At 41.5% G+C, this 16,420-nt stretch carries 14 protein-coding genes, 11 tRNA genes and 1 rRNA gene; 22 read left to right on the top strand and 4 right to left on the bottom strand.

What is annotated here, in order from left to right; translation table 11 throughout:
- Positions 1 to 2 precede the first annotated feature (2 nt).
- Genes EDD69_RS13460 through EDD69_RS13450 form a run of 3 tightly spaced genes read right to left on the bottom strand, consistent with a single transcriptional unit; the run spans position 3 to position 3,702 of the window.
- Entirely contained in the window at positions 3 to 1,154 is a 1,152-nt protein-coding gene (locus EDD69_RS13460; RefSeq protein ID WP_132949432.1) for a Ger(x)C family spore germination protein, read from the bottom strand.
- Entirely contained in the window at positions 1,151 to 2,629 is a 1,479-nt protein-coding gene (locus EDD69_RS13455; protein ID WP_132949431.1) for a spore germination protein, read from the bottom strand. The genes EDD69_RS13460 and EDD69_RS13455 overlap by 4 nt, the downstream gene beginning before the upstream one ends.
- Positions 2,626 to 3,702 carry a GerAB/ArcD/ProY family transporter gene (locus tag EDD69_RS13450; RefSeq protein WP_132949430.1) on the bottom strand — a complete coding sequence of 359 codons (1,077 nt, stop codon included), beginning with the start codon at positions 3,700 to 3,702 and terminating at the stop codon, positions 2,626 to 2,628. Before EDD69_RS13450 ends, EDD69_RS13455 begins: the two co-directional genes overlap by 4 nt.
- 204 nt (positions 3,703 to 3,906) lie before the next feature.
- Between EDD69_RS13450 and EDD69_RS13445 the strand changes: the two genes are divergently transcribed.
- The 9 genes from EDD69_RS13445 (at position 3,907) to EDD69_RS13405 (ending at position 13,756) form a co-directional block, all read left to right on the top strand.
- Positions 3,907 to 4,977 (top strand): D-alanine--D-alanine ligase, encoded by a 1,071-nt coding sequence (locus EDD69_RS13445; protein ID WP_132949429.1) that lies wholly within the window; start codon positions 3,907 to 3,909, stop codon positions 4,975 to 4,977.
- 16 nt (positions 4,978 to 4,993) lie between these two features.
- A complete protein-coding gene (locus tag EDD69_RS13440; protein WP_132949428.1) occupies positions 4,994 to 6,367 on the top strand; it encodes a UDP-N-acetylmuramoyl-tripeptide--D-alanyl-D-alanine ligase in 1,374 nt (457 codons plus the stop codon).
- A 147-nt stretch (positions 6,368 to 6,514) separates the two neighbouring features.
- Positions 6,515 to 7,927, top strand: coding sequence for a degradosome RNA helicase CshA (cshA, locus tag EDD69_RS13435; RefSeq protein WP_132949427.1), 1,413 nt, complete (start codon positions 6,515 to 6,517; stop codon positions 7,925 to 7,927).
- 63 nt (positions 7,928 to 7,990) lie between these two features.
- Positions 7,991 to 8,356 carry a holo-ACP synthase gene (gene acpS / locus EDD69_RS13430; RefSeq protein ID WP_132949426.1) on the top strand — a complete coding sequence of 122 codons (366 nt, stop codon included), beginning with the start codon at positions 7,991 to 7,993 and terminating at the stop codon, positions 8,354 to 8,356.
- A 76-nt stretch (positions 8,357 to 8,432) separates the two neighbouring features.
- Positions 8,433 to 9,452: a LolA family protein gene (locus EDD69_RS13425; protein ID WP_132949425.1), complete on the top strand. Its 1,020-nt coding sequence runs from the start codon at positions 8,433 to 8,435 to the stop codon at positions 9,450 to 9,452.
- 104 nt (positions 9,453 to 9,556) lie between these two features.
- A complete protein-coding gene (gene alr, locus EDD69_RS13420) occupies positions 9,557 to 10,708 on the top strand; it encodes an alanine racemase (protein ID WP_132949424.1) in 1,152 nt (383 codons plus the stop codon).
- A 177-nt stretch (positions 10,709 to 10,885) separates the two neighbouring features.
- The gene (locus EDD69_RS13415) at positions 10,886 to 11,167 is read left to right on the top strand and encodes a CopG family ribbon-helix-helix protein (protein ID WP_132949423.1); all 282 of its coding nucleotides are present in this window, start codon (positions 10,886 to 10,888) and stop codon (positions 11,165 to 11,167) included.
- A 4-nt stretch (positions 11,168 to 11,171) separates the two neighbouring features.
- The gene (gene ndoA / locus EDD69_RS13410; RefSeq protein ID WP_132949422.1) at positions 11,172 to 11,522 is read left to right on the top strand and encodes a type II toxin-antitoxin system endoribonuclease NdoA; all 351 of its coding nucleotides are present in this window, start codon (positions 11,172 to 11,174) and stop codon (positions 11,520 to 11,522) included.
- Between the two features lie 86 nt (positions 11,523 to 11,608).
- Complete coding sequence (locus EDD69_RS13405; protein WP_132949460.1) at positions 11,609 to 13,756, top strand: Tex family protein; 2,148 nt, start codon at positions 11,609 to 11,611, stop codon at positions 13,754 to 13,756.
- 10 nt (positions 13,757 to 13,766) lie between these two features.
- Here EDD69_RS13405 and cmpA read toward each other — a convergent pair whose 3' ends face one another.
- Entirely contained in the window at positions 13,767 to 13,880 is a 114-nt protein-coding gene (gene cmpA / locus EDD69_RS13400; RefSeq protein ID WP_132949421.1) for a cortex morphogenetic protein CmpA, read from the bottom strand.
- A 78-nt stretch (positions 13,881 to 13,958) separates the two neighbouring features.
- Between cmpA and EDD69_RS13395 the strand changes: the two genes are divergently transcribed.
- The 13 genes from EDD69_RS13395 to EDD69_RS13335 all read left to right on the top strand — a co-directional run.
- Positions 13,959 to 14,405 carry a SprT family protein gene (locus EDD69_RS13395; RefSeq protein WP_132949420.1) on the top strand — a complete coding sequence of 149 codons (447 nt, stop codon included), beginning with the start codon at positions 13,959 to 13,961 and terminating at the stop codon, positions 14,403 to 14,405.
- 133 nt (positions 14,406 to 14,538) lie between these two features.
- A tRNA-Asn gene (locus tag EDD69_RS13390) sits at positions 14,539 to 14,613 on the top strand.
- Between the two features lie 2 nt (positions 14,614 to 14,615).
- Positions 14,616 to 14,708 (top strand) — tRNA-Ser (locus tag EDD69_RS13385).
- Positions 14,709 to 14,726: 18 nt separating this feature from the next.
- Positions 14,727 to 14,798, top strand: a tRNA-Glu gene (locus tag EDD69_RS13380).
- Positions 14,799 to 14,844: 46 nt separating this feature from the next.
- A tRNA-Val gene (locus EDD69_RS13375) sits at positions 14,845 to 14,917 on the top strand.
- Positions 14,918 to 14,922: 5 nt separating this feature from the next.
- Positions 14,923 to 14,998, top strand: a tRNA-Asp gene (locus EDD69_RS13370).
- A gap of 289 nt (positions 14,999 to 15,287) precedes the next feature.
- Positions 15,288 to 15,362, top strand: a tRNA-Gln gene (locus EDD69_RS13365).
- 275 nt (positions 15,363 to 15,637) lie between these two features.
- A tRNA-Lys gene (locus EDD69_RS13360) sits at positions 15,638 to 15,713 on the top strand.
- A 10-nt stretch (positions 15,714 to 15,723) separates the two neighbouring features.
- A tRNA-Leu gene (locus EDD69_RS13355) sits at positions 15,724 to 15,806 on the top strand.
- A 65-nt stretch (positions 15,807 to 15,871) separates the two neighbouring features.
- Positions 15,872 to 15,948, top strand: a tRNA-Arg gene (locus EDD69_RS13350).
- 8 nt (positions 15,949 to 15,956) lie between these two features.
- Positions 15,957 to 16,033, top strand: a tRNA-Pro gene (locus EDD69_RS13345).
- 167 nt (positions 16,034 to 16,200) lie between these two features.
- A tRNA-Gly gene (locus EDD69_RS13340) sits at positions 16,201 to 16,274 on the top strand.
- A gap of 58 nt (positions 16,275 to 16,332) precedes the next feature.
- Positions 16,333 to 16,420: ribosomal RNA gene (locus EDD69_RS13335) — 16S ribosomal RNA — on the top strand; the annotation flags it as partial.

Below are 16,420 nucleotides of genomic sequence, written 5' to 3'. Positions count from 1 at the left end.
TCTTACCGCTTTTCTTCTTGTTTTGATTTTCCGTATGTTTCGATGCTAATTTGCACGTTGACTTGATGCAGGGAATCTTCTGTTAATGGGATTTGTCCATTTTTGGCGTATTTTCGCCATTGTTTTGGATTTTGTCGATACAACGCTTCTGAAAGATTTAACGTATCGACATTTTTTTCTAAACCAAGCTGAAAAAGCGATTCGATTTCTTGTTGAACCGTTTTTTCTGCCAATGAAATGAGTTCTTTTTCTTTTAAAGCTTCGCGCATTTCAAGAATGCTTCCTTTCGTGCTAACGTTAACGGTGAAGAGCGGTTTTCCTTTTTCAATTTTGTACGAGATGTTTGTTTTAGGGTCGAGGACAACCAGCGAAGCGACCGTCTTGTCATCCTTTTTGATATAAACAGGGGTACGTTTTGTTTTCGCTGTCATCCAACGTAATCCGATTAGTTGATCTCGCTTGACGCATGCTTTTAGTTTGTATGCATGTAGAAAACAAACTCGGTCAATTTTTAACATGTCTTTTTTCTTTTCCTGTTCTTCCCAAGCTTTTTTATCGACAGAAAGAGACGGCAAGTATACGGTTTTTGCTTTTTCTTCTGAAGCTGCAATAAAGGCATGTAAACGAATAGGCGAGATGAACGAGCTTTGGTTAAAAATATCCTCCGGATTTGCGATTAATGAGTAGTACGGTGAATAGTTTAACAACGGAACGGTTTGTAAAACATTTCGAATAGGTTGATTCGTTGCATAGATCCAAAGCGTGTCGCGAACTTCATTATATCGACTCAAGACATCGATGGTGTTTTTCATATTTTTTTTCTTTAAAGCTCGTTCGCTGAAAATGATTCCTTTTAGATGTCCCCATGATACTTGTTGTTGAATGGTTTCATAAAGTCGATCCGTCGCAACGTTAAATGTTTCCCCTTTTGCTTTACCGATCGAAACGATTGACTGTTCTCTTTGCCCGCCAGCTTCTACTTTGGCTAGACCCGTAAAGCTAATGAGTTGAGCGTAAACGATAAGTTCGTCCTTTTCTTCTTCATAGTCGATACCGATTGCATGAATGTAGGCGATATGATCAATTTCCTTTGCCCCCCAGCATCCGGATAAAACGATGAGAGAAAGACAAAATAGGGCGATGCGTCCGTTCATGCTTTCCCCCCTTTTGGTGTATTATCCTTGGTTTCTAATATTTTTGGACGTTTTTTAAACAATTTCCAACCGCTTGTAATGATCACTTTCCATACATCCCGATTTAAAGGGGATAAAGGTGATAAATACGGAATGTTAAAGGAAGTCATATTAGCTACGTTAACTAAAATAAAAAAGATCGATACAATAAATCCGAATAAACCTAACAGCGATGAACAAATAAGAACAATAAATCGCAGCAACGTCACGGTTCCTGCCAACGATTGATTGGCTAACGTAAACGTTGAAATAACGGAAATCGCAGCGATGACAAGAGAGCCTGGTCCTGATAAACCAGCATTAATGGCTGCCTGTCCAACGATGAGCCCGCCGACAACGGAGAGTGTTTGACCAACCGCAAGCGGAAGGCGCATCCCTGCCTCTTTAAAAATTTCAAATAAACTGAGCATAATATACATCTCTAAAGCGGCAGGCAACGGCACTCCTTGTCTTGACAAAACGATGGTTGCCAGCAAAGTGAATGGAATCTGTTCAGGGTGAAACGTCGTGAGTGCAACCCAAAGTCCCGGCAAGAAAATGGATGAAGAAACACCGATTAAACGAATCGTTCTTTGAAAACTAACGAATAAAAACGATGTGCTATTATCTTCTGATGTATTGAGCAAAAAGGTTAAGTTAGCAGGACCAATTAATGCTGTGGGTGACCCATCGACAAGAAGCGCAAATCGGCCGTTTAGGAGGGAATTGACGACAAAATCAGGTCTTCCCGTATAACTGAAACGTGGAAATAAAGAAACGCGTGTTTCGCCAATCAATTCTTCGAGTTGGTTCGTTCCCGTTAACGCATCAATATCTAAATTTGAAATTCTCCGCTTTAATTCTGGGATCAACGTTGGATTAATAATATCATCCATATAAAGAATGGCGACTTTTGTTTGGCTTCGCTTTCCGACAATCACTTGTTCATAACGTAGGCTCTTCGTCTTTAATCGTTTGCGAATAAGAGCGACATTTTTAGCAACTTCTTCAATAAATCCGTCTTTTGGACCGCGAATCGATACTTCTGTGTTTGGTTCTTCTGGATTGCGGTTGGGTGGGTTTGCCAGCGTGATGGAATAGAGCACGTCCGCTTCGACAAAGTAGACGAGCAGATCGCCATTAAAAACAAGAAAATCAAGTTGTTCAGGTGCAATCGTTTTTCCAATCAATGTCATTGGGAATAGTTTATATTTTTCAATATCCGTAACAGAGCGACAAGGAAATTGCCGCCCCATTTCTGTGAACATCGGAAAAATGACCTCTTTTAATTGCTTTGTATCACAAAGTTCTTCGCAATAAACGAAAAGAAGCGAAAGCGGGCGACTGCCATCAGCTGGTTGAATCGTCGAAGGCAAAATGACAACATCTTTACAACGAGCGAAATGATCGTGCAACGATGATTCTGAAACGGTAAAAGTAGTCGAAGTCGCAGTCATTTTGTACGTCTCCTTTCTTTGATACGAGCCAATAAAGCGCAAAAAGCAATGAGGAGCGACATCGCGATTAGGAAGAAGCAAGAAATGGGCAAAATAAACGTGGCCAGTTTTTCTAAAAAAACGTCATCGCTCATTGGATACATAACGGCCAAACCAATGACGATATACACAAAAATTAAAATCCATAACCGTGATTGCCGCGTTGTTATATGAAACATTTCGGGAATGAGCGCCGTCAATATGGATATGCGAATAAAGGCCCCTGAAAGCCATTGAAAGATGGAAAGAAAATCAAAATGTTCAAGATAGGCTCCTAAGCTAATTACGCGCCATTGTTCAAAAGCAGGATAGCGTAAAGATGCAGCTTCGCTCGGTCCAAATTCTGTAATGGCTCCAATGGTCGGCCCAATCGTTAAACTTGCTGCTAAAATAGCAAACAGCGTAAGTTTCCAAAAAGAAATTTTCGAATCAACTTGATGTTGGACCCATAAAATAAGCAAAATCTCAGCGTAGCCTGCTCCAGCGTAAATCATGCTTTTGAAGACAGGAGACCACCCATTTTCGAGCACCGGTTTTAACAACGAATAATCTTTAAACGGCGTCGTTGCTAGCGCAACGAAAATTCCGAGTAAGATGACAAATGGAAAGATCATTCCAGCTGTTTTAGCGACAGACGAAAGACCGAGATACGCATTGCAAAAACATAATGCCGAAAGAACGATAAGAATCACGAAGTTTGGTGTTGACGTTAAGTAAGAAGTCGTTGTAAATGTAATCGTATCTTTTATGGTTACAAAGCTAATGAGAAGTAAATATAAGCTCATCAGCACACTAATCCCGTATGCAAGAGGGCGTCCGAACGTTGTTTTTAACCAAACGAATAGATGTTTTTGTTTCGACTGTTTCATAATAAAATAGACGATCGGTAACCAAAGCACTAATGCGACGATCGTTACAAGAGCTGAAATCCAAGCGTCACGTTGAGCTGTTTCCAAAAGAAATGGAAGAACAATAACGTGATTCATTAAGCCGGTTGATAATATTAAGATGAAAAAAACTTGAACAGCATTCACAAGGGCACACCTTCTATGAATTTTTATTGTTTATACTTTTACCAAATAAGGAAAATTGTATGCGCAGTTGCGCAAATGACGAATACAGATTTTTTCAGTTGCCGAACAGGTTCATGAAATCATATAAATAAAAAGATAAATGACGCTTTATCGGCTCGAACGTGTTACAATAAGAAAAGTGAACAAAATAGAGGAGGCTTTTTTATGAAAGTGAAACTTGGGGTTTTATACGGCGGCAAATCGCCTGAACATAAAGTGTCGTTACAAACAGCGTTATCGGTTATTAATGCGGTCGATAAAGAAAAATTTACAGTGATTCCTATTTACATTACGACAGAAGGACAGTGGGTGCGGGGAGCAGCGATTACAGGTGAAGTTCAAGATGTAAAGCAGCTTGAATTAAAACAAGGCGCACCGGCTCTATCCACGCTTGCGCTTCGTCCGACAAACGCGGAAGATGAGCAAACAGTCGACGTCATTTTCCCGCTTTTGCACGGACCGAACGGAGAAGATGGGACGGTACAAGGTTTGCTTGAATTATTGAACATTCCATACGTCGGAAACGGCGTGCTCGCTTCTGCGGTTGGCATGGATAAAGTGATCATGAAAAATTTATTTGCACAAGCCGGTTTAAACCAAGCGAAATACGTTTCTTTTTTGAAGAAAGAATGGGAGCGTTCCGCGGAAGAAGCGTATACAATTGTAGAACATGAAATTGGGTATCCTTGTTTCGTCAAACCGGCCAACGCGGGTTCCAGCGTCGGCATCAACAAATGTAAAACGCGTGCCGATTTAGAAGCGGCCTTTGCTGAGGCGTTCCGTTATGATCGAAAAATCATTGTCGAAGAAGCGATTGTTGGCCGCGAAGTCGAAATCGGGGTAATCGGAAACGATGAACCGATTTGTTCGGTCGTCGGTGAAATCGTACCGAAAAAAGAATTTTACGACTATGAAGCAAAGTATCAAGACGGAGATACGGAACTAATCATTCCAGCATCCATTACGGAAGAAGAGTATGAAACAATTAAAACGATGGCGCTAAAAGCATTTAAAGCACTTGATTTATCAGGACTTGTTCGCGCCGACTTTTTCTTAACAGCTGATGGCACGGTTTATATTAATGAAGTTAACACGATGCCGGGATTCACTCCATTTAGCATGTTCCCGCTTCTTTGGAAACATAGCGGCGTTTCGTATACCCAATTAATTGAACGGCTGATTCAATTGGCGATCGAACGTCATCAAGAAAAACAGCAAATTACGTACACATTTTAAAGTTAGGTGAAGGTTGATGATTACTCGTTCGTTAGTGGAAATTCAAAACATGGTGCAAGGATTTGGCTTAGACGAAGCGTATGAATCTGTTTTCATTCACGGTGTTTCGACCGATACGCGCGCGATTGCGGAAGGCAATTTGTTTGTTCCTTTAAAAGGAGAGAAATTTAACGGTCATCAGTTTGTGATGGATGCGTTCAACAAAGGGGCAAAAGCTGCGCTTTGGAGCAAGGATGAACCAAACGCACCAACGGGCGTTCCGCTTATTTTTGTAGATGATACGTTAAAGGCGTTGCAGCGATTAGCTAGCCGTTATCGCGAACAGTTGAACATCCGTGTCATTGGAGTAACAGGAAGCAACGGAAAGACGACGACGAAAGACATGATTGCTTCTTTGCTAGCGACAACGTATAAAGTGCAGAAAACAGAAGGAAATTTAAACAACCATATCGGTGTGCCGTTGACGCTTCTTCGCTTAGAAGAAGATACGGAGTATGCTGTCGTCGAGATGGGAATGAGCAACTTCGGTGAAATCGAGCTTCTTTCAAAGCTGGCGAAACCAGATGTTGCAGTGATTACGAATATCGGGGAAGCACATTTGCAAGAACTCGGCTCACGCGATGGCATTGCACAAGCGAAATTCGAAATTGTGCAAGGGTTGCACCAAAATGGGTTATTTGTCTACAACGGCGATGAACCGCTTTTAACAAAACGTGTGCAATCCATGAAGTTAGAGAACGTTCGAACATTTGGAAAAGAAAAAACAAACGACTATTATCCGCTTTCGGTTTCTATGAATGCGGAAGGGACGACATTTGTCGTAAACGAAGCACCGAATGTTTCGCTATTGATGCCGCTCTTGGGGCGCCATCATGTGTATAATGCGCTCGCGGCGATTGCGGTTGCCCGTCATTTTCAGTTAGATTGGCAGGCGATTGCCGATGGTTTACGAAATGTATCCGTTACAAAAATGCGTACAGAAATTACAAAGCAAGCAAACGGTCTCACCATTATTAACGATGCTTACAATGCAAGCCCAACGTCAATGAAAGCCGCGATTCAATTGCTGGAAGAATTGACAGGGTATGAAAAGAAAATTGCCGTACTTGGTGATATGCTTGAACTTGGCGAACAAGAAGTACAGTTTCATGAAGAAATCGGGCAAATGTTAAAACCGACTAAAATCGATTACGTATTCACATATGGTCGTCTCGCTCAACATATTGCGAAAGCGGCAGCCGATCGCTTCCCATCTGGTCGTGTCAACGCATACGATGACAAGGAAGCTTTAGCTCGAGATTTAGCAAGCATTGCTTCAAGTAATGATGTCATTTTGTTGAAAGCTTCACGGGGGATGAAATTAGAAGAAATTGTTAATTTCCTTTGTTAAATAAAAGACGATAATTGAAATTGTTGAAAATAAATGTATAAAATGGTATGATAGCCTAGAGTTGTCCGTTGAATGATTCGATCAAGGCACTTCCGTATATACGGGAATGCCTTTTTTAGTAAGTAACATAAAAGGAGTAGGAAAACATTGATTACATTTCGAGAGTTAGGATTAAGTTCAGAGTTAATGAAAGCGATCAGCAAAATGGGGTTTGAAGAAGCAACCCCGATTCAAGCGGCGACGATTCCGCTTAGCTTGCAAAATCGCGATGTCATTGGTCAAGCGCAAACAGGAACAGGGAAAACCGCTGCGTTTGGCATCCCGTTAGTTGAAAAAATCGATATGAATAACGATGCTGTTCAAGCGATCGTGATCGCTCCGACAAGAGAGTTAGCGATTCAAGTTTCAGAGGAACTATATAAAATTGGTTCGACCAAACGTGTGCGCGTTTTACCGATTTACGGCGGTCAAGATATTGAACGGCAAATTCGCGCGCTAAAAAAACATCCGCATATTATTGTTGGGACACCAGGCAGAATTATTGACCATATTCAACGTAAAACGTTGCGCTTGCAGCATGTGCATACGGTTGTATTGGATGAAGCGGACGAAATGCTTAACATGGGATTCGTTGACGATATTGAAGCCATTTTAGGACATGTGCCACGCGAGCGGCAAACGTTGCTTTTTTCAGCGACGATGCCTGAGCCGATTCGCCGCATTGCTGAGCGATTTATGCAAAATCCTGAACTTGTTCGCGTTAAGGCAAAAGAGATGACAGTGCCAAACATTGAACAATATTATATTGAAATACAAGAGAAAAAGAAATTTGACACGTTGACGCGCTTGCTCGATATTCAATCTCCAGAATTGGCGATTGTGTTTGGCCGAACGAAACGTCGTGTCGACGAATTAGCGGAAGCGCTCAATTTGCGCGGATATGCGGCGGAAGGCATTCACGGCGATTTAAGTCAAGCGAAACGTTTATCGGTATTGCGCAAGTTTAAAGAAGGATCGATTGATATTTTAGTTGCTACTGACGTCGCCGCACGCGGATTGGACATTTCAGGCGTGACACACGTATATAACTTTGATATTCCACAAGATCCCGAAAGTTACGTTCACCGCATCGGACGGACAGGACGTGCAGGGAAAACAGGAATTGCGATTACGTTTGTGACGCCGCGAGAAATTGGTCAACTTCATCATATTGAACGAACGACGAAGCGAAAAATGGAACGAATGAAACCGCCGACGTTAGATGAGGCGCTCGAAGGACAACAGCGAGCGGCGATTGAAAAATTGCTTGCAACGATTGAAAACAACAATTTATCGTTTTATAAACGCGCTGCTGAACAGCTGTTGGAAGAGCATGATTCCGTTTCGCTTGTGGCAGCTTGTATTAAAATGCTCACAAAAGAACCGGATACAACGCCTGTTCAACTGACCGAAGAACCGCCATTGCCAGTGAAAAAGGAGAAAAAGCGGCAAATTCATGGTCGCCATCGGAAAGGCGATTCTCGTTCACGTGTATCAAAAGTTCGCTCAAGTAAACGCTGAAAATATCATGGAAGCTGTCCTAAACGCGGATAGCTTCTTTTTTGTTCAGAAAGGGGATTTTTTATGATTATCGGAATTGGCATTGATCTTGTTGAATTAAAAAGAATTGAGGAAATCATCGAGCGGCAGCCAAAATTTGTTGAACGCATTTTGACCGATGGAGAAAAACAAATCTTTTTGCAGTTGGCGAAAAAAAGACAAATTGAGTTTTTAGCGGGAAGGTTTGCGGTGAAAGAAGCTTATGCCAAGGCGTTAGGCACAGGAATCGGTTCCGCTTTTAGCTTTAAAGATATTGAAGTAAAAAATGACGAGAGCGGAAGGCCGTTTATCGTCTGTGCGTCTTCTGCCGACGAACGCATCCATGTATCGATTTCTCATAGCAAGCATTATGCGATTGCGCAAGTAATTATTGAACGCTTGTCAAGCTAGTCTGCATATTTGTCCACTTTGCCTCATATGATGACTTATGAAAGTTTAAGTCAAATGGGGTAAAGGGGTTGAAACAATGAAAAAACGTGTGCTTTTTTGTTTTTTTCTACTTTTTCTGTTAGTCGGGCTTGCTGCTTGCGGTGAGAAGTCACAAGAAGATGTGTTGAAGGCGTTGGATGAAAAGGTGCAGAAGATGTCTGGCTATAAAGCCGAAGCGAAGATGACATTACAAACAGGAACGGAACCACAAGTGTACGAAATTGAAATTTGGCATAAGTCGCCGAGCTATTATCGCGTCAACTTAAAAAATGCTGAACGTGATCAGCATCAAATGATTTTGCGGAATGATGAAGGAGTATTTGTTCTCACTCCAGCGTTAAACAAAAGTTTTCGTTTTCAAAGCGATTGGCCGCAAAATAGCAGCCAAGTCTACCTTTATGAGTCATTAGTAAAAGATATTTTAGCGGATTCAAAAGCCATGTTTAAGGCGACAAAAGATCATTATGTGTTTCAAACAAAAACAAACTATGAAAATAAAAAAATGCTTCCAAAGCAGGAAATTATGTTAAGTAAAAAAGATTTATCTCCTGTAAAAGTAACAGTCATGGATGTTGACTTAAATCCGCTTTTAACCGTTGAATTTGCAAAAGTGGAATGGAATGCAAATTTCGACGATAATGCCTTTGACGTCAATAAAAACATGACGAGAGCACAGCTTGATGATGCAAATTTGGCAACAAAAGAAGCGAATCAACAAGCGGTTCCAGTTATGTATCCTCTTTATCAGTTAGATGGTGTCGAGCTAGCAGAAGAAAAAGAGTTTGTTACAGAAAACGGAAAAAGAATCATTATGACGTTCACTGGTGAGAAATCATTTACGCTCGTTCAAGAAAAAGCACATGCACTTCCAACCATGAGCGTTTCCACATCGGTAAGCGGCGAACCGGTTGATTTAGGTTTTGCAGTTGGGGCGCTAACAGAACAGTCGCTTACTTGGTCTTATAAAGGAGTTGACTTTATTCTCGCATCAAACGATTTAACGAAAGAAGAAATGATTTCCATTGCCCGTTCTGTCCAAGGAAAAGTAGTGAAATAAAAGACTCGCTTTGGCGAGTCTATATTTTTTGTTGACACAATGTAAAGAAAAGGCAATAATCAGTCGTGTATGAACATTTTTAAATTAAGGAAGTGAATGAAGCGATGTTATCGTCTTTTCATCGAGATACATGGGCAGAAATTGATTTGGATGCGATTTTTTACAATGTGCAATCCATGAAGCAGCTTTTAGACGATGATGTCGAAATTATTGCGGTCGTCAAAGCGAACGCCTATGGTCACGGCGATGTACAGGTCGCTCGGACAGCTCTCGAAGCAGGTGCCACGCGTGTAGCCGTCGCGTTTTTAGATGAAGCGCTTTCATTAAGAAAAAAAGGAATCGATGTACCGATTCTTGTGCTTGGGGCTGTGCGACCAGAAGATGTCGTACTAGCTTCGAAGGAAAACATTACGCTCACCGTTTTCCAAACGGAATGGCTAGAAAAAGCGATTCAATATGGACCACTTCCGCGACCGGTTGCCCTTCATTTAAAGCTGGATACAGGTATGGGAAGGCTGGGTGTCAAAGAAGAAGAAGAAGTAAAACGGATTGTCGAACTCATCGAGGAGAATGACGATTTTTTTCTTGAGGGGGTTTATACTCATTTCGCCACTGCCGATGAGCTAAATACAACTTATTTTGAATTTCAGTATGAAACGTTTCTACAAATGCTTGAATGGCTGCCGAAAAGACCGCCGATTGTTCATTGTGGAAATAGCGCTACCGCATTGCGATTTCGTGATAAAGTGTTTAACGCGATCCGCTTAGGAATTGCGATGTACGGATTATCTCCTTCTCTTGAGATGAAACCGCTTTTGCCTTATCCATTAAAAGAAGCGTTTTCTCTTCATAGCCGTCTCGTTCATGTTAAACAGTTAAAAGCGGGGGAAAAAGTTAGTTACGGTGCTACGTATACGGCAGAGAAGGATGAATGGATTGGGACAGTTCCGATCGGTTATGCAGATGGTTGGCTTCGGAAATTACAAAATTTTTGTGTACTCGTTAATGGGACTCGTGTTCCGATTGTTGGGCGAATTTGCATGGATCAGTTCATGATTCGTTTACCAGAACCGCTCCCTGTGGGAACAAAAGTAACGCTCATTGGCGAACAGCAAGGAGAAAAAATTTCAATTGATGAAGTGGCAACGTATTTGAATACAATTAACTACGAAATTCCTTGTACAATTAGTTACCGCGTTCCTCGTATTTTTTTAAAAAATAAGAGTATAATTGAAGTGAGAAATGCATTACTATAAAAAAGTGAAGTTTCTCGTTTTTAGGTGAACATGGAAGAAGGACAAGTAACATTTTCTAAAAATTCTCTCAAATAATTTGCAAATAATGTGGAAACTGCTTTGCATAACGACCATGAAATGTTATTATGTAAATTGGGAGCAACTATGTGGTTGTAGTTTAGTTGGAGGTGTGTGTTTGTGTCTGAATCCAGCGCAACAACGGAAATTGTTATTCGTTTACCACAGGCGTTAGTCAGCGAATTGGACGGAATTGTAAAGCAAGAGAACGGCAATCGCAACGAATTAATTTATCAAGCGACAAAAATGTACATTCGTGAGCGAAAAAAACGCCAAATTCGTGAAGCGATGAGACGAGGCTATATGGAAATGGCGAAGATTAATTTATCGCTTGCATCGGAGGCGTTTCTTGCGGAATACGAGGCGGACCACACCGTTGAACGCTTAGTTAGCGGGGGGTAATCTTTTGATTGTCAAACGTGGCGATGTTTATTTTGCGGATCTTTCTCCAGTAGTTGGTTCAGAACAAGGAGGCATTCGCCCTGTATTAGTCATCCAAAATGACATTGGGAACCGCTTCAGTCCCACCGTCATTGTTGCTGCCATCACTGCTCAAATTCAAAAAGCGAAATTGCCGACACATGTTGAAATCGATGCGAAGCGTTATGGGTTTGAGCGGGACTCTGTCATTTTGCTTGAACAAATTCGGACGATTGATAAACAACGTCTGACAGATAAGATTACCCATCTGGATGATGAAATGATGGATAAAGTGGATGAAGCGTTACAAATTAGCCTAGGTCTTATTGACTTTTAATGTGGATTGAATATTCATTTAGAAAATAGCTACGATTTCAAAGTAGCTATTTTTATTTAGAGGAGGAATTTTTTTTGGACTCATTGATGAAGCAAATTGCGAAAGAGTTAAACATTCCTTTGCAGCATGTACAAAATGTGATTCAGCTTTTTCAAGAGGGAAATACGATTCCTTTTATTGCGCGTTATCGAAAAGAATTAACCGGAGCGCTCGATGAAGTACAAATTCGCACCATTTTAGATGAGTGGCATTATTTAAAAAACTTAGAGCAGCGCAAAGAAGAGGTATTGCGCTTAATCGAGGAACAAGGGAAATTAACGGACGAATTAAAAGCAGAAATTTTAAAAGCGACAAAATTGCAGCAAGTTGAAGATCTATATCGTCCATATAAACAAAAACGACGCACAAAAGCGACGGTTGCCAAAGAAAAAGGGCTCGAACCATTAGCGGAATGGTTATTAACATTTCCGATGAATGAGTCCATTGATGAAAAAGCTGCACAATTTTTAAACGAAGAAAAGGAAGTCTATACGATTGAAGAAGCTTTGCAAGGGGCAAAAGATATCATTGCTGAAAAAATTTCAGATGATCCTCATTTTCGTCAATGGATTCGTTCAGAAACGTTTAAAATTGGAAAAATCGTTTCGGTTGGAAAAGAAATCGATAAAGATGAGAAGAAAGTATATGAAATGTATTATGAGCATGAAGAATTTGTTTCAAAAGCAGCCCCACATCGTATTTTGGCGATGAATCGCGGTGAAAAGGAAGGAATTTTACGCGTTTCGATTGAAGTCCCTGCTGAACGAATGATTGATTATTTGCAGAAAAAAGTCATTTTAAACGAACATTCACCTGCCGCTTCTATTGTGGCTGAGGCGATTGAAGATGGATATAAAAGACTGATTGCGCCATCTGTCGAAAGAGAAGTAAGAAACGAGTTAACGGAGAAAGCAGAAGAACGAGCGATTCATATTTTTGCCGAAAACTTGCGTAATTTGTTATTGCAACCTCCACTCAAAGGAAAAGTGGTTTTAGGGGTGGATCCGGCCTATCGAACAGGATGTAAATTAGCCGTTGTCGATGAAACAGGAAAATTGTTGAAAATTGATGTGATTTATCCACATCCACCGAAGAGTGAGGTACAAGAGGCAAAAGAAAAGTTGAAAGAGCTCCTTCAGCAATATGGAGTTGAATTAATTGCGATCGGAAACGGAACGGCGTCTCGAGAAACAGAGCAATTTATTGCTGATACACTCGCAGAATTGAACGAAAATGTTTTTTATTTAATCGTGAACGAAGCAGGGGCGAGTGTGTATTCGGCTTCTGAACTGGCTCGCAAAGAATTTCCGCATCTGCAAGTAGAAGAGAGAAGCGCGGTTTCGATTGCGCGGCGCGTTCAAGATCCGCTTGCAGAATTAGTCAAAATCGATCCGAAATCCGTCGGAGTTGGTCAATATCAACACGATGTGTCGCAAAAGAAACTGGAACAGTCCTTGCATTTCGTGGTCGAAACCGTTGTCAACCAAGTTGGGGTCAATGTCAATACAGCTTCCGTTGCGCTTTTACAATATGTATCGGGATTAACAAAAGCAGTAGCTGAAAATATTGTCAAGCGCCGCGAAGAAAAAGGGAAGTTTAAAAATCGAATGGAATTAAAAGATGTTCCGCGATTGGGTGCAAAAACGTATGAACAATGTATCGGTTTTTTACGAATTATCGATGGAGATGAACCGTTAGATCGGACACCGATCCATCCAGAACGGTACGAAGAAGTGAAAAAACTTTTACATCGCCTTGGTTTTTCAACAAATGACATTGGAAGTCAAGGTCTTCGTCAAGCACTTGAAAACATTTCGATTGAAAAAACAGCAGAAGAACTTGGAGTTGGCGAATTAACATTAAAAGACATCGTCGATGCGTTAAGCCGTCCTGAACGAGATCCGCGTGATGATTTACCGAAGCCGATTTTAAAGAAAAATGTGTTGAAGTTGGAAGATTTGCAAAAAGGAATGGAACTTGAGGGAACGGTACGAAATGTTGTCGATTTTGGCGTATTTGTCGATATCGGTGTCAAACAAGATGGGCTTGTCCATATTTCAAAACTAAGCAAACAATATGTAAAACATCCGCTTGATATTGTTTCGGTAGGCGATATTGTAAAAGTTTGGGTTGAATCGGTTGATTTAGAGAAGGAGCGGATCGCTTTAACAATGATTCCTCCAAATGACGTATGAAAACACACTGTTACAAACAGTGTGTTTTCTGATAAAAAAACCAGCATTGGTTGAGCAATTTAATTTGGTGCCGATTTTTTTCGTAGTAAGCCCGCCTCATTTGATTTTTTAACCATGTAGGCATGATGCTCCCCCTCTATTTTTTTATGTAATTATTTTATGAAATTGACGCTTGGATCGTGATGAAGGGAGATAAAGAGAAATGAACGACGACATGCTGCAAAAGCTCGTTGAACAGGTGTCTTTAACTTTTTTCCACAAACCATTTAAGCATAAAGCGACATTTAATAATCGGTTACGAACGACAGGGGGGAGATACATCCTTTCTTCTCACAACATTGAAATAAATCGAAAGTATTACGAGCAATTCGGTCAAGAAGAATTGATTCAAATCATTAAACATGAATTGTGTCATTATCATCTTCACCTAGAAGGAAAAGGTTATCGGCATTGCGATCGTGATTTTCGAGAACTGTTAAAGCAAGTTCAAGCTCCTCGTTTTTGTAAACCTTTATCGTCGCCGAAACAAATAAAACAGCATCGATATATATGCTCGACATGCCATTTTATTTATGTAAGAAAGCGAAAAGTAGATACGAATCGATATGTATGTGGTCGCTGCCGAGGAAAAATAAAAAAATTAGATTAAACGTATTGACGAGCAAACGAAATGTATGTTAAATTATAAAAGCCGTCGTCAATGAGAAATAAAAAATAAAAAGACGGTTGACATTGAAATAAGAGATCAATATAATATGAAGAGTCAGAAGTGCTTTTCTTATTCCGCAGTAGCTCAGTGGTAGAGCGCTCGGCTGTTAACCGAGTGGTCGTAGGTTCGAATCCTACCTGCGGAGCCATTGGAGAAGTACCCAAGTGGCTGAAGGGGACGGTTTGCTAAACCGTTAGGTCGTGGTTTTACGGCGCGCGGGTTCAAATCCCGCCTTCTCCGCCACTTTGAATATAATGTTATGGCCCGTTGGTCAAGTGGTTAAGACACCGCCCTTTCACGGCGGTAACACGGGTTCGAATCCCGTACGGGTCATTTTTTGGGAGTGTCTGTTTTTGATCACCTCCCTTTTCTTTCCTAAGGAGGATTAGCTCAGCTGGGAGAGCACTTGCCTTACAAGCAAGGGGTCGGCGGTTCGATCCCGTCATCCTCCATTTTTGGTCCCGTAGTGTAGTGGTTAACATGCCTGCCTGTCACGCAGGAGATCGCGGGTTCGAGTCCCGTCGGGACCGCCATTTAAATTTGTGGATTTCCTTCCAAATCATTGTCGAAATTATTTCGTCGATTTCCTTTCTTAGCTGGAACTAAATCAGTGTCGGATTATTTCGCGAATTTCCTTCAGAAATTTAAGTTGTTGGTAGTCATATTAAGTTAATGTCGAATTATTTCCGAAATTTCCTTCATTAGATAAAACTGAATCAATGTCGGATTATTTCGCGAATTTCCTGCAGAAATTCTCAAAATAATCCTGCGATGTTAACTCACGTAGCGTACTCAGAGAAGTAACTCATGAAGTTGATTCATTGGGCTATAGCCAAGCGGTAAGGCAACGGACTTTGACTCCGTGATGCGCTGGTTCGAATCCAGCTAGCCCAGCCAATAAAACATCATGAGCCATTAGCGACGAGCGATGCTTCGCTGGACAAACCACGAGTTGTCCCGACGCATTCATCTTCTTCGGATTAGCTAGAAGAGGAAGGGACACAGCAAATCACATCATGAGCCATTAGCTCAGCAGGTAGAGCACGTCCGAATAAGCTTCAGTGAGTGTACTTCAGCGTACCGCTCGAGCTACTACTTGAATAAATCATTCTGAGAGCGGGATGTCGAAGGTGTCGAAAATTAATGATAGATTTGCTATCTTTTACTGTTATGAGCCATTAGCTCAGTAGGTAGAGCATCTGACTTTTAATCAGAGGGTCGGAGGTTCGAGTCCTCCATGGCTCACCATTTATAACATGCGGTCGTGGCGGAATGGCAGACGCGCTAGGTTGAGGGCCTAGTGGGGGCAACCCCGTGGAGGTTCAAGTCCTCTCGGCCGCATTGAAGTAAAAAAGTTATTGACTTCTAAAACGAAATATGTTATGTTTAAGAGGTCGCTAAAAAATGCGCCCGTAGCTCAATTGGATAGAGCATCTGACTACGGATCAGAAGGTTAGGGGTTCGAATCCTCTCGGGCGCGCCATGTGAAGACGGGAAGTAGCTCAGCTTGGTAGAGCACATGGTTTGGGACCATGGGGTCGCAGGTTCGAATCCTGTCTTCCCGACCATTTCTATATGCGGGTGTAGTTTAGTGGTAAAACCTCAGCCACGAGCAATACTGCTATGAAAAATCAGCGAGTTGCCTCGACGCATCCAGCAACTTTGAGTAAGCTGGTAGAGGAAGAGGCATGACAGGTGCGTTAGTGAAAATGATGTTTGTAAAGCAAAATGATGTGCGGGTGTAGTTTAGTGGTAAAACCTCAGCCTTCCAAGCTGATGTCGTGGGTTCGATTCCCATCACCCGCTCCATAAGAATGTTCCTTGAAAACTGAACGAAACGGAAGCGTGAAAGCTAGTGATAAAACTTTCTATGGAGAGTTTGATCCTGGCTCAGGACGAACGCTGGCGGCGTGCCTAATACATGCAAGTCGAGCGGACCGAATGGAAGCTTGCTT

The organism is Thermolongibacillus altinsuensis (assembly GCF_004341205.1).
GTDB classification, from domain to species: Bacteria; Bacillota; Bacilli; order Bacillales; family Anoxybacillaceae; genus Thermolongibacillus; species Thermolongibacillus altinsuensis.
This window is presented reverse-complemented; position numbering and strand designations above follow the sequence as displayed.